Origin of the sequence: Sphingobacterium sp. UBA5639 (assembly GCF_002421245.1) — a bacterium.
Classification (GTDB): Bacteria; Bacteroidota; Bacteroidia; order Sphingobacteriales; family Sphingobacteriaceae; genus Sphingobacterium; species Sphingobacterium multivorum.
On the sequence record NZ_DIJR01000006.1, the window covers coordinates 199,373 to 212,627 of the forward strand.

At 38.6% G+C, this 13,255-nt stretch carries 15 protein-coding genes; 6 read left to right on the forward strand and 9 right to left on the reverse strand.

The window, feature by feature from the left end; translation table 11 throughout:
* Window positions 1-115 precede the first annotated feature (115 nt).
* The 4 genes from B4Z90_RS06650 to B4Z90_RS06665 all read right to left on the reverse strand — a co-directional run bounded on the left by B4Z90_RS06650 (window position 116) and on the right by B4Z90_RS06665 (window position 4,434).
* Complete coding sequence (locus B4Z90_RS06650; RefSeq protein ID WP_175441957.1) at window positions 116-889, reverse strand: succinate dehydrogenase/fumarate reductase iron-sulfur subunit; 774 nt, start codon at window positions 887-889, stop codon at window positions 116-118.
* A gap of 14 nt (window positions 890-903) precedes the next feature.
* Window positions 904-2,838 (reverse strand): fumarate reductase/succinate dehydrogenase flavoprotein subunit, encoded by a 1,935-nt coding sequence (locus B4Z90_RS06655; protein WP_286801610.1) that lies wholly within the window; start codon window positions 2,836-2,838, stop codon window positions 904-906.
* 57 nt (window positions 2,839-2,895) lie between these two features.
* The gene (locus tag B4Z90_RS06660; protein ID WP_112373907.1) at window positions 2,896-3,666 is read right to left on the reverse strand and encodes a succinate dehydrogenase cytochrome b subunit; all 771 of its coding nucleotides are present in this window, start codon (window positions 3,664-3,666) and stop codon (window positions 2,896-2,898) included.
* 171 nt (window positions 3,667-3,837) lie between these two features.
* A complete protein-coding gene (locus B4Z90_RS06665) occupies window positions 3,838-4,434 on the reverse strand; it encodes a porin family protein (protein ID WP_286801611.1) in 597 nt (198 codons plus the stop codon).
* An 87-nt stretch (window positions 4,435-4,521) separates the two neighbouring features.
* On the opposite strand from B4Z90_RS06665, the gene B4Z90_RS06670 reads away from it, so the two are divergent.
* From B4Z90_RS06670 to pruA, 6 genes are all read left to right on the forward strand, one after another.
* Window positions 4,522-4,731: a hypothetical protein gene (locus tag B4Z90_RS06670; RefSeq protein WP_112373906.1), complete on the forward strand. Its 210-nt coding sequence runs from the start codon at window positions 4,522-4,524 to the stop codon at window positions 4,729-4,731.
* Window positions 4,728-5,069: a tRNA-binding protein gene (locus tag B4Z90_RS06675; RefSeq protein WP_112373905.1), complete on the forward strand. Its 342-nt coding sequence runs from the start codon at window positions 4,728-4,730 to the stop codon at window positions 5,067-5,069. Before B4Z90_RS06670 ends, B4Z90_RS06675 begins: the two co-directional genes overlap by 4 nt.
* 9 nt (window positions 5,070-5,078) lie before the next feature.
* Window positions 5,079-5,546 (forward strand): nucleoside deaminase, encoded by a 468-nt coding sequence (locus B4Z90_RS06680; protein WP_286754821.1) that lies wholly within the window; start codon window positions 5,079-5,081, stop codon window positions 5,544-5,546.
* Between the two features lie 101 nt (window positions 5,547-5,647).
* Complete coding sequence (locus tag B4Z90_RS06685; protein ID WP_070561962.1) at window positions 5,648-6,256, forward strand: superoxide dismutase; 609 nt, start codon at window positions 5,648-5,650, stop codon at window positions 6,254-6,256.
* Between the two features lie 150 nt (window positions 6,257-6,406).
* A complete protein-coding gene (gene msrA, locus B4Z90_RS06690) occupies window positions 6,407-7,054 on the forward strand; it encodes a peptide-methionine (S)-S-oxide reductase MsrA (protein WP_070561964.1) in 648 nt (215 codons plus the stop codon).
* Between the two features lie 168 nt (window positions 7,055-7,222).
* Complete coding sequence (gene pruA / locus B4Z90_RS06695; protein WP_286801613.1) at window positions 7,223-8,860, forward strand: L-glutamate gamma-semialdehyde dehydrogenase; 1,638 nt, start codon at window positions 7,223-7,225, stop codon at window positions 8,858-8,860.
* Window positions 8,861-8,918: 58 nt separating this feature from the next.
* Here the strand turns inward: pruA and B4Z90_RS06700 are convergent, their stop codons facing one another.
* The 5 genes from B4Z90_RS06700 to B4Z90_RS06720 all read right to left on the reverse strand — a co-directional run bounded on the left by B4Z90_RS06700 (window position 8,919) and on the right by B4Z90_RS06720 (window position 13,208).
* Window positions 8,919-10,100 carry a metallophosphoesterase family protein gene (locus tag B4Z90_RS06700; protein WP_286801614.1) on the reverse strand — a complete coding sequence of 394 codons (1,182 nt, stop codon included), beginning with the start codon at window positions 10,098-10,100 and terminating at the stop codon, window positions 8,919-8,921.
* Between the two features lie 19 nt (window positions 10,101-10,119).
* On the reverse strand, window positions 10,120-10,887 hold the full coding sequence (locus B4Z90_RS06705; protein WP_286710089.1) for an endonuclease/exonuclease/phosphatase family protein: 768 nt from the start codon (window positions 10,885-10,887) through the stop codon (window positions 10,120-10,122).
* A 191-nt stretch (window positions 10,888-11,078) separates the two neighbouring features.
* Window positions 11,079-12,104 (reverse strand): recombinase RecA, encoded by a 1,026-nt coding sequence (gene recA, locus B4Z90_RS06710; RefSeq protein WP_070561972.1) that lies wholly within the window; start codon window positions 12,102-12,104, stop codon window positions 11,079-11,081.
* Window positions 12,105-12,171: 67 nt separating this feature from the next.
* Window positions 12,172-12,849 carry an endonuclease III gene (gene nth / locus B4Z90_RS06715; protein WP_286801625.1) on the reverse strand — a complete coding sequence of 226 codons (678 nt, stop codon included), beginning with the start codon at window positions 12,847-12,849 and terminating at the stop codon, window positions 12,172-12,174.
* Between the two features lie 167 nt (window positions 12,850-13,016).
* The gene (locus B4Z90_RS06720) at window positions 13,017-13,208 is read right to left on the reverse strand and encodes a hypothetical protein (protein WP_139144906.1); all 192 of its coding nucleotides are present in this window, start codon (window positions 13,206-13,208) and stop codon (window positions 13,017-13,019) included.
* Window positions 13,209-13,255: the final 47 nt, after the last annotated feature.

The following is a 13,255-nucleotide window of genomic DNA, read 5'->3' on the forward strand; positions in this document are numbered from 1 at the left end:
AAGGACTTTTATATTATTTTCTGAATAGCCTATTTTAATTGGCTAGAAAGAATCTTCAATCGGTTTCTTAAGCTTTGTTAACGCTATCGAAAACACGAAGGATTTTAATTGCTTATTAAGCGTGCGGTTCTTCTTGTCTGAAGATTTTAGCAGTCAAGTACTCACGGTTTAAGCGAGCAATGTTTGTTAATTTGATTCCTACAGGACATTCTGCTTCGCAAGCACCTGTATTGGTACAGTTACCGAAACCTTCAGCATCCATTTGATCTACCATTGCCTGTGCACGTTCGTAACGCTCAGTTTGGCCTTGAGGTAATAAGGCAAATTGAGATACTTTTGCAGACACAAATAACATTGCAGAAGCATTTTTGCATGCTGCAACACAAGCACCACAACCGATACATGTAGCCGATTCAAATGCTTCGTCAGCGATACGTTTAGGAATCGGAATAACATTGGCATCAGGAACACCACCTGTATTAACATTTACATATCCACCAGCTTGTTGAATGCGGTCAAAAGCCGTACGGTCTGTTGCAAGGTCTTTCAATACAGGGAATGCAGCAGCTCTCCAAGGTTCAATCACGATAGTCTGTCCATCGTGGAAGCTACGCATGTGCAATTGACATGTTGTTGTACCTTCTTTAGGACCGTGAGGGCGACCGTTGATGACTAATGAACACATCCCGCAGATACCTTCACGACAGTCGTGATCGAAATATATAGGATCTTCTCCTTTACGAGTCAATTCTTCATTGACAATATCAAGCATCTCTAAGAAAGACATATCATCAGCGATATCGTTTGCCTGATAAGTTACAAATTGACCTTTATCTTTATCATTTTTTTGACGCCAAACTTTCAGCGTTAAATTCATATGTTGTGCCATGATAATTTTCCTTCTTATTTATAACTTCTTTGTGTTAACTGAACGTTCTCGAATACCAAGTCTTCCTTGTGTAATTCCTCAGGTACATTGTCTCCTTTGTATTCCCAAGCAGATACATAGGCGAATTCATCATCGTTACGTTTTGCTTCACCTTCTTCAGTTTGGCTTTCTAAACGGAAGTGACCACCACAAGACTCCGCGCGTTGCAATGCATCGACTACCATTAACTCACCTAATTCTAAGAAGTCAGCTACGCGACCAGCTTTTTCTAAAGAAAGATTTAATTCTTCATTCTCTCCAAGGACTCTAACGTTTGTCCAGAATTCTTTTTTCAACTCTTGGATCAAACCTTGTGCTTTCTTTAAGCCTTCAGCAGTACGAGCCATACCACAGTATTCCCACATGATGAGACCTAGTTTTTTGTGGATATCATCAACCGTTTCAGTACCGTTTAAAGACAACAATTTGTTGATTTTGTCTTCAACTTCCTTACGTGTAGATTCGAATGCCGGATGGTTGTGATCTACTGGTGCGAATGAACCTAATTTAGCTAAGTAATCACCCACAGTGTAAGGAATTACGAAATAACCATCGGCAAGACCTTGCATCAATGCCGAAGCACCTAAGCGGTTTGCGCCGTGGTCAGAGAAGTTACACTCACCCAATGCATACAAACCTGGGATTGTAGTCATCAAGTTGTAATCAACCCATACGCCACCCATTGTATAGTGAACAGCTGGATAGATACGCATTGGTTGTTTGTAAGGGTTCTCGTCCGTGATTTGGTAGTACATGTCAAATAAGTTACCATATTTAGCACGTACAGCATCTTCGCCTAGACGACCGATAGCTTCTTTAAAATCCAAGAATACCGCAAAACCAGTTTTACCAACACCACGACCATCATCAACAGCTTCTTTTGCATTACGAGATGCCACGTCACGTGGTACCAAGTTACCGAATGAAGGATATTTACGCTCCAAGAAATAATCTCTGTCGTCTTCTTTGATGTCATTGGCTTTGATCTCACCTTTACGCAATCTTTCAGCCATTTCTTGAGTTTTAGGAACCCATACACGGCCGTCATTACGTAGAGACTCTGACATCAATGTCAATTTAGATTGGTGATCACCTGTTACCGGGATACAAGTTGGGTGAATTTGCGTATAACAAGGGTTTGCAAAGTAAGCACCACGTTTGTGCGCTCTCCAAGCTGCTGTAACGTTACATCCCATTGCATTTGTCGACAAGAAGAATACGTTACCGTAACCACCAGTACACATCAATACTGCATGTGCAGCATGCGTTTCGATTTTACCTGAAACCAAGTCACGAGTGACGATACCTTTAGCATGACCATCGATCATAACTAAGTCTAACATCTCATGACGCGTATACGATTTTACTTTCCCTTTTTTGATTTGACGGTTTAACGCTGAATAAGCGCCCAACAACAATTGTTGTCCCGTTTGACCACGTGCATAGAACGTACGGCTAACTTGCGCACCACCGAAAGAACGGTTGTCTAATAGACCTCCGTATTCACGCGCAAAAGGAACACCTTGAGCAACACATTGGTCAATGATGTTGACAGATACCTCAGCCAAACGGTAAACGTTTGCCTCACGTGAGCGGTAGTCACCACCTTTGATTGTATCGTAGAATAAACGGAAAACAGAGTCACCGTCATTTTGGTAGCTCTTTGCTGCATTGATACCACCTTGTGCTGCAATAGAGTGCGCACGACGAGGTGAATCTTGATAACAGAATGTAATTACATTATATCCTAATTCAGCTAAAGACGCTGCTGCAGATGCACCAGCAAGACCTGTACCAACAACAATAACGGTAAATTTACGTTTGTTAGCAGGGTTAACCAACTTAAGATTAAATTTATGATTTGACCACTTTTGGGCTAATGGGCCCGCTGGTACTTTTGAATCTAACATATCTCTTAATTTTATATTAATGAATAGAGCTGCTGCTCTATCTTAAAAGATTCTGAATTATTTAAAGAAGAAAAACAATGGCATTAATACAAAGCCAATTGGGATTAAAACTCCAAATACCCAAACACCTATTACTCTGATGATTCCAATATATCTTCTGTGGTTAAAACCTAAAGTTTGGAATGCAGATTGGAAACCATGAATTAAGTGGAATGCCAATGCTGCCATCGCAATAACATACAATGCGACCAATGCAATATTTTGGAATGCAAAGTCAACTTGCTTGTACAAATCTCTCGCTTTTAAGATTTGAACATTGTTTTCTACCGTTTCTTGGTAGTCGTGGAATTCAGAAGCTTGAAGTTCTCTCGCTGTGGTTTGTCCAGTTGCCAAATCAGTACGGTATTCGATGTACGGCACTTCATCATTGTGAAACTTCCACCAAAAATTAGACATGTGCGTAGCTAAGAATACTAAAATGACAGTACCTAAGATACCCATGTTGCGTGAATTCCACTTGCTGTTTGCTTGACCATCATATTTGGCATAACCAATAGGACGAGCGGCCTTGTTTTTCATCGACAATGTAATAGCGTAGATGACGTGAACAATGACCGAAGCATACAATAAGTAAGAAACAACTTTGATTGGTGTAAAGTGAGTCATAAAATAGGCGTACTTGTTGAACGCTAGACCCGCATCATCTTTAAATAATTGCAAGTTACCAACCAAGTGAACAACTAGGAATAAACATAGGAAGATTCCTGTTAAGCTCATGATTAGCTTCTTCCCAATCGAAGAACTGAAAACTGGCTTTGATTTACTCATTATCCTTGTAATTTAATTTGAATTAGGCAAATCTACTATTTGCTATTAAATATGATACCATTTTGACAAGAAAAAGCAATAATTTAGAACGGTTCTAAAGTCTATACAATTAAAAAGTCCGTTTTGAATAAAAACGGACTTTTCAATTGCATATAAACAAGGTTGGACGAACTATAGAATACTGAATAATCTATAGCCTAACCCGATACTCCACATATTGATTTTTGGATTTGCCTGACTCTCGTTATTTACTTTGTTTAAGCCCATTTCGTATCTAACATCGACACGTAAACTTGAAATGTCAGCTCCTACGCCAAATGCCCAAGCTGTACCACTTTTTTTGTAGTTATTGGGATTCAATTGGTCGATGACTTTATCTTGCTTATCATCTACTTTAAACGAAAATATTGGGCCAGTTTGAATTCTCGCGCCAATCGGACCTAAGCCAAAACGTTTGCCCAATAATACTGGAACATCAACTGTTGTAAATTTAACATCTGTAGATTCCCCATTTTCAGCTTTCACTGTTGTGTTTTTACCTGTTAAGTACACCTCAGGTTGAATATGGAATCCCAAAACACCAACACGTCCATAAAGACCAGCTTGGTAGCCTGCTTTCGTGTCGGAATTGAAATATTTGCCATCGCTTTTAAGTTTGGAGAAGTTCAAACCTCCTTTTACACCCACCTCAAAACCCGGCAAAAGCTGCGCCTGTGCCGTTGCTATGCTACCACAAATCAAAAGTAATGCTGGTAAAATCTTTTTCATAATCTTTTATTTATGTATATATTGTATCTTTAAACAAACTTTTACAGTTCAGTAAAGATATACAAATTTTATACCTAAATCTGAGTTATGCTGAAAATTAACGAAGAACAGTGGCAAGTAGCCAAAGAAAAACTCCGTCGCAAGTACAACCACTTAAGTGATGAAGATTTAGCTTTTAAAGCTGGAGAGGAGGATAAACTGATTGATCGATTGTCTTCTCGTTTGGGCCGTAAACCTTCCTATGTTTTATTTACGATAGGTAAAGAGATCCAGGATATTAGTAGCAACCGATTATGAGTGATGCCATTAGTTGGACCGATTTTGAGAAAGTGGATTTACGGGTAGGAACTATTTTAGAAGTAAAGGACTTTCCGAAAGCTAAAAAGCCAGCCTATCAATTGAAACTTGATTTTGGAGATGAAATTGGTATTTTACAAAGTAGTGCCCAGATTACAGTACACTATAACAAAGAAGAGTTGATTGGAAAGCAAGTGGTCGCAGTTGTGAACTTTCCCAAAAAGCAGATCGCTAATTTCTTTTCGGAGTGTCTCGTGACCGGATTTGCCGACGAAAATGGCGATATTATTTTGACATCCGTCGACAAAAAATTACCAAATGGATCTAAACTTAGTTAAGTTTGTACCATGACATTTATAGATTTTGAAGGAACACAACTCATCGATAGTGACGAGTCGTTCATGCGTATGGCATTGAACGAAGCTAAGGTTGCATACGAAGAGGGGGAGGTACCTATTGGAGCAGTTATTGTTCATCGAGGACGTGTTATAGGGAAAGGTCATAATTTGACGCAGCGATTGAATGATGTGACAGCTCATGCTGAGATGCAGGCTTTTACAGCAGCTGCTAATTACCTTGGAGGCAAATACCTGGATGAATGTACATTATACGTTACCATAGAACCTTGTATTATGTGTGCCGGAGCGGCCTATTGGACACATATTGGTAAAATAGTCTATGGCGCCAAAGATGAAAAGCGTGGCTATTCTCATTTTCACGATAAAATATTACATCCCAAAACAGTCATTACACATGGTATTTTGCAGGAAGAATGTGCTGATTTGGTAAAATCATTTTTTCGTCAAAAACGGTAAGGAAATAATGGATTTAGTGTAACACATAAAAACATAACCGTGTATATTGTGTTATATTTGTATGTATAAACGAAGTAATAAACATTTAAATTAAAATAGATATGGCATTTGAATTAGAAGCGTTACCATACGCAGCCGACGCATTGGAACCACATATTGACAAAACTACAATGGAAATCCACCATGACAGACACCATCAGGCATATGTGGATAACTTAAATAAAGCAATCGCAGGTACAGACGCTGAGAACTTATCGTTATTGGATATCATTAAAAATGTAAGTAAATATTCTGCAGCAGTACGTAACAACGGTGGTGGTCATTACAATCACTCTTTGTTTTGGAAAGTTTTAGGCCCAAATGCTGGTGGAGCTCCAACAGGTGAATTAGCCGAAGCAATCAATGCAACATTTGGTTCATTTGATGAGTTGAAAAAGCAACTTCAAGCAGCTGGTGCAACTCGTTTTGGTTCAGGATGGGCGTGGTTAATCGTTGGTGCTGATGGTAAATTAGCCGTAACTTCTACACCAAACCAAGACAATCCTTTGATGGATGTTGCTGAAGTAAAAGGAAATCCTATTTTAGGTATCGATGTTTGGGAGCACGCTTATTACTTGAAATTCCAAAATAAGCGTCCGGCGTATTTAGAAGAAATTTTTAATGTTATCAATTGGGATGCCGTAGCACAAAACTATGCTGCAGCAAAATAATTGAACATTTGATAGAACCATAGAAAAGCGACAATACTAATTTATTGTCGCTTTTCTATTTTATAAACAAAACCTCAGTTGTATTTGTTTATAAGACCATAGTAGAACACTACAGTATAATAGTTAACTCCACGATCATACCCGCTACTGATGAAAAATATTTTAATGCTATTAGCAGCACTTTTTATTTTAGGCTCCTGCCAGGGACAGCAGGCAAAAAAAACTGATTTCTCGAAGTTACCGGCAAAAAATACGGCAAGTTTGGATACAGCGACATTTGCGGCAGGTTGTTTTTGGTGTACTGAGGCACAATTCAAAGAGTTAAAGGGGGTTGTACATGTTGTTTCAGGATATACTGGCGGATGGGTAGCAAATCCAAGTTATACGCAGGTTTGTACAGGGAGCACAGGGCATGCGGAAGCAACCAATATTATTTTTGATCCAAAAGTGATCAGCTACGACAAACTATTGGAGGCCTTCTTTGTCGCACATGATCCAACAGAGCTCAATCGCCAGGGGAATGATATCGGCACCCAATATCGCTCGGCTATTTTTGTGCACGATAAAGAGCAGCTTGACAAGACGCAGTATTATCTTTCGGCGTTAGAAAAAGAGCATGTTTTCAATAAACCTATTGTAACCGAAGTAGTTCCGGCAACAGTCTTTTATCCTGCAGAAGACTATCATCAAGATTATTACAGATTAAATGGGAAAGAACCATACTGCCAATTGGTGATTAAACCGAAATTGGAAAAATTTAAACGTATCTTTTCCAAGGTGCTCAAAGAGGGACAGTAACTTTGGGTATTCATAAAATTTGAGGTAATTTTACTTCTATTAACGCTATTTAGTATCATGCTAACAAGTTGAAACCATGGTTTCTCATGCAAATAATGGAACGAACAAACTTGATAGCTTCATGATTCATTGATAGCATTTTTTGGATGAATAATTAATAATTGTAATATGTCTAAAGGATTTTTTACAGTTCCTGTTCCTACCAATGAACCGGTGTATACTTACGCTGTCGGAACGAAAGAACGTAAATTGTTGAAAGCAGCAATTGATGAGGCACGTTCGAAACAAATCGATATCCCAATGTATATTGGTGGTAAAGAAATCACTACTTCTAAAAAAGTAAACCTAGCTCCTCCACATGACCACCAACATATTTTAGGTCAATACAATCAAGGCGATAAATCTCACGTAACAGATGCAATCAATGCTGCTTTGGCGGCAAAAAAGGATTGGGAAAATCTTACTTGGGAGGATCGTGCTGCAATCTTTTTAAAAGCTGCTGAATTAATTTCGGGAAAATACCGTTATGAGTTGAATGCTGCTACAATGTTGGGGCAATCGAAGAACCCCTATCAGGCAGAAATTGATTCGGCATGTGAGATTGTGGATTTCTTGCGTTTCAATGTACAGTACATGAGCGAAATCTATAAGCAACAACCTCCTATATCAGGTAAAGGTGTTTGGAACCGTGTAGAACAACGTCCTCTTGAAGGTTTTGTATTTGCATTGACTCCATTTAATTTTACAGCTATTGCGGGTAATTTACCGTCGTGTGTTGCAATGATGGGTAATGTTGTTGTATGGAAACCATCCAATACCCAAATCTATTCAGCAAATGTATTGATGAAAATTTTCCGTGAAGCTGGTCTTCCGGATGGTGTAATCAACTTGGTGTATGTTTCAGGTCCTGATGCAGGTGATGTGATTTTCCAACACCCAGATTTCGCAGGTATCCATTTCACTGGCTCAACAGGAGTATTCCAAGACATTTGGAAAACGATCGGTAACAATATCTACCGTTATAAAACATATCCACGTATTGTTGGTGAGACTGGTGGTAAGGATTTTATCGTTGTACACCCTTCGGCTGATTTGAAGGTTGCGAATACAGCTTTAGTTCGTGGTGCTTTTGAATACCAAGGCCAGAAATGTTCTGCTGCCTCACGTGCATATATTCCTAAATCATTGTGGCCAGCATTGAAAGAATCTATGACGAATGACGTAAAATCTTTTACAATCGGCGGAACAGAGGATTTCACGAACTTTTTCAATGCTGTCATTGATGAGAAGTCGTTTGATAAATTAGCGAAGTATATCGACAGAGCTAAAGAATCTAATGAAGCAGAAATTGTAGTTGGTGGTACATACGATAAATCTAAAGGATATTTCATCCATCCAACAATCATTGAGGCTTCAAAACCAGATTACGAGACCATGGTTGAGGAATTGTTCGGACCTGTGCTGACGGTATATGTTTACGAGGATGCTAAGTTTGAAGAAACGTTAGCTATTGTTGATACAACATCTATTTATGCCTTGACAGGATCAATCATTGCGCAAGATCGTTATGCCATTAATTTAGCAACAGATAAATTGAGACATGCTGCGGGTAACTTCTATGTGAATGATAAGTGTACAGGTGCTGTCGTAGGTCAACAACCGTTTGGTGGTGCTAGAGGTTCGGGTACAAACGACAAAGCAGGATCAATGATCAATTTGCTTCGTTGGGTATCTCCTCGTACAATTAAAGAGACGTTTAATCCAGATACAGATTATAGATATCCTTTCTTGGAAAAGGGAGAATAAAGAAGCTAGCATAACAGCTTTGTTAAAATAGAAAAAGGCGCTTATAAAGCGCCTTTTTCTATTTTTTAAATAATCCCAATTCTGTTCCGTCGTCTCTAGTCATCCGAATATTCAATGACTTGTTGTTCCCGGCCACATCGATGATGGTTCTTTTCCCCGCTTTTGGACCACCACCTATAAAGACAGGGTAATTGTGGTCTTTATCTGCTGAATAGTATCCATATTGATGGGTGTGGCCCGAGATCATGGCATCAATTTTATATTTCTGAAACAAGGGATGGAAACATGCTCTGTTATCCAGGGTGCCATGCCAGTCGTCCGAATGAAAAATTGGAATATGGCTAATGACAACAGTATGTTGAGCACGCTTTCTTTCTTTGGATTGGAGGACCTGTTTCAGCCATTGAGCCTGTTCTTTTCTGTAGTTATCGTAATCGACTGTTCCGGCGTATACCTCATGATTGTCAGGCTTGTCTTCGCCACTGTCTAGCATGATCCAAAAAATAGGCCCTCTTTTAAAGGCTTGGTAATACTTGTTGTCCGGATAACCAAAATATCGTTTGAAATTACGTGCGAAAGATCCCCTTGTCTCATGGTTTCCTCGATTCATGATGAATGGTTTGCTTGTCGCAAAAAATTCAATTGGCTTTAGCAATTTCTCTGTGATATCTTGCTGATTGGTGACATAATGAAATGAGTCTCCATTTATCACAAAGAAATCGTAAGGCGCGATATCCTGATTTGGGATAAGGTCATGATAACTGCTCTTTTCCTCATGTACATCGTTATATACAAGACAGCGAATCTGCTCTTGATCGCTCTTGGCTAATTTAGCCTCAAAAATAGGTGTTTCTATTTCTTGGCCATATACAATTTTATAAGGATCGAATTTTTGGACTTCCTTCGCCTTGATGCGATAGCGAAATGAGCGCGGCGCGTCCTCAATTGTAAAATGAAAAAAGTCAGTATTGGCGTTGATCATCCCATCTTCGGATTGGTAGATTTTTTTATGGACATTTCCTGCGTTATCGAGAATCTCGAGCCAAGCAAAAGCCTCTTTGCTCAAAATTGTAAAAATACTGACGCCTGTTTCCGTTTGATTCTGTAGATAGGCAGGTACGAGAAAACTGAACTCGCCTTCTGCCTCATTTGCTTCTTTTTCTTGCGCGACGCTTATATTCGGTAATGTAATCCCAGCCAGCGCCAGGACTTCTAAAAATCTTCTTCTGTTAAAATTCATATTTAAAGGTCACAAGTGGTTATTTAATATTTATCTCGACATATAATGGACGATGATCACTAGCGTATTTCTCGTCCAAAATTCGATGGTTAGAAAACCTTGCGGCAACTGTTTTATTGATCATGATATAATCAATTTCAGTAGTGGGTTTATCTTGAGGAAACGTAAATCCATTGGCAATACTGCTTTTTGTGAATATTTTGCTAAGTTCAATAATCGCTGGATCATTGGGCTCGGAGTTCAAATCACCGACAAGGATGGTGGGTAACTTTTCGTTTTTGAAGCGATTGGTGATAAATTTTGCCTGTTCGATTTTGTTTTTGTCTTTCAGGTCAAGGTGTGTATTCGCAAATAAGAGTTTCTTTTTGTGAATAGTGACTTCGATTACAGATAAACTACGTGTTTCGCTTTCCACAGGTGAGGGTAGAAGGTGTTTTTCTACACGTTCAATCGGATTTTTTGACAATATGGCGGTGCCATATTCACCTTTATCCAAGTCTATTCCTTTGGAAAATATATAGTGCATGCCTGTTAATTCGGCTAATTTCTTGGCTTGATTTTCAAAATATGATCTACCGAGATTAACATCGATTTCCTGAAGACCTACAATGTCAGCTTTGGAATTTTTAATAATCTTGGCAACCGTGTCAAGATTGATAATAGATTCTTTTTCAGTGGGTGGGTTTCCATGATGGATATTGAACGAGAGTACGCGTATTGTTTGTGCATGTAGATGGAATACTGAGCTTAGCAGTATTAGAAGGAATAGAATTAGTTTACGATTCATTGTTTATATTAAGTTTAGCATTTGGATGTCAGGCGTTTTTAATTCGCCTTTCTAAAATTAATAAAATCTATGAGTACAAATTGAAAACTTTGGACATGTAACAAAATAATCATCTAAGCACTTGAACTTTCGCAAAAAAATAGCCATCCTAAACAGGATGGCTACCTACATTATACTAATTTTTACAGGAACTAGTCTTCGTTTTCCTCGGTGTTAAGCATTGGATCTTCTCCTGTCACTTCAGCGCGGATTTTAGCTTCAAGTTCGTCCATTAAATCTGGATTGTCGAATAATAAGGCTTTAACAGCGTCTCGACCTTGTCCTAATTTGGTCTCACCATAGCTAAACCAGGAGCCTGCTTTTTTAATAATACCATATTCAACACCTAGATCAATGATTTCACCTACTTTAGAGATACCTTCACCAAAGATGATATCAAATTCCGCTATGCGGAACGGAGGGGCTACTTTATTTTTTACAATCTTCACTTTTACGCGGTTACCCGATACTTCATCAGAATCTTTGATTTGTGATGTACGACGGATATCTAAACGTACAGAAGCGTAAAATTTTAAGGCATTACCACCAGTTGTTGTTTCTGGGTTACCAAACATGACACCAATTTTTTCACGCAATTGGTTGATGAAAATACAACAACAGTTTGTTTTTGAAATTGTACCTGTTAACTTACGTAAAGCCTGAGACATCAAACGAGCTTGAAGCCCCATTTTAGAATCGCCCATTTCGCCTTCGATCTCGCCTTTTGGTACCAAAGCCGCAACGGAGTCAATGACAATAACGTCGATTGCACCAGAACGGATTAGGTTATCAGCAATTTCTAAACCTTGCTCACCATTATCCGGTTGAGAAATCAATAAATTTTCTACATCTACGCCTAATTTTTGAGCGTAATATTTATCAAAAGCATGTTCAGCATCAATGATTGCTGCAATACCGCCTTTTTTTTGTGCCTCTGCAACAATGTGAGTTGCTAAGGTAGTTTTACCCGAAGATTCAGGTCCGTATATTTCAATGATACGGCCTTTTGGTACACCGCCAATGCCTAAGGCGATATCCAAGCCTAGAGATCCTGTAGAAATAGCTTCGATCGGCTCAACAGCAGTATCCCCTAACTTCATAATTGAACCTTTTCCAAAGTTCTTCTCCAATTTATCTAACGTCAGCTGTAAAGCCTTTAGTTTATCTGTGTTGCTCATATTTTTAGTATATATTTCTCAAAATTAAAAATTAAAAATCATAAACCAAATATTTTCACTAAAAAAATTAGCTTTTTGTTTCTGATATAGCTGAAACACTTTTTATATGGTGATTTTTTTCAAAGTATTTGCACATATAAGTAATAGGGCATTTCTCACACATTGGTCTTCGGGCCAGACATATGTAACGTCCGTGTAAGATCAGCCAATGATGAGCAATGGCAATTGTATCTTTGGGTAGATTTTTTACCAACTGTTTTTCTACAGCCAATGGCGTTGTCGCACGATAGGTTAGCCCAAGACGATTTGCAACACGAAAAACATGGGTATCTACGGCCATCGCCGGATTATGATAAACAACAGATGAAATGACATTAGCAGTTTTTCGACCTACACCCGGAAGTTTCACAAGATCCTCAATTTTTTCGGGTACAATGTTGTTGAACTTTTCAATCAGTAGTTGAGCCATTCCAACAAGGTGTTTGGCCTTGTTATTTGGATAGCTTACGGATCGTATATAGCTAAACACCTCGTCTACACTAGAAGCTGCCAAACTGTGTGCATCAGGGTAGCGTTCAAACAATTTGGGCGTGACTTGGTTGATCCTTTTATCTGTACATTGTGCAGATAAAATAACAGCCACCAGTAATTCAAACGGATTACTATAGTTGAGTTCTGTCTGTGCGTCAGGACTATTTTTGGAGAAATAATCTACGAAAGCCTTGTATCGTTCTTGTTTTAACATCGGTTCAAAACTAGCCAAAATTTCCATCAAAAAAGAAATTTTGAAACCTACTACATGGTGAATACTCTGATTTTAATGTGCAAAACGGAAGGGAAGTCTCAACTGTTTTGGATCATAGATAAATCAAGACGATATTAAGGTTAAAAAATAAGGCCTAATCTCCCAGATTAGGCCTTTCTTTTTTCCAGTTGTTTCGAATATGCCAGGATATTCTCTACACTTCTTTTGCTTGGATGAAGCAACATTTTTGGTAATTGAAGTTTCAATTCATTTTCTATGTCCTCGTCTGTCATTACCTTCTCGTTTTGGGTTAGCAAATTTTGAACTTCGTTTTCTGATTGGGTAAAGTTTTCTACCATAAGCATCTGTTGTTTTGTCTCTGTAAGTTAAATAATTAAACGGACAA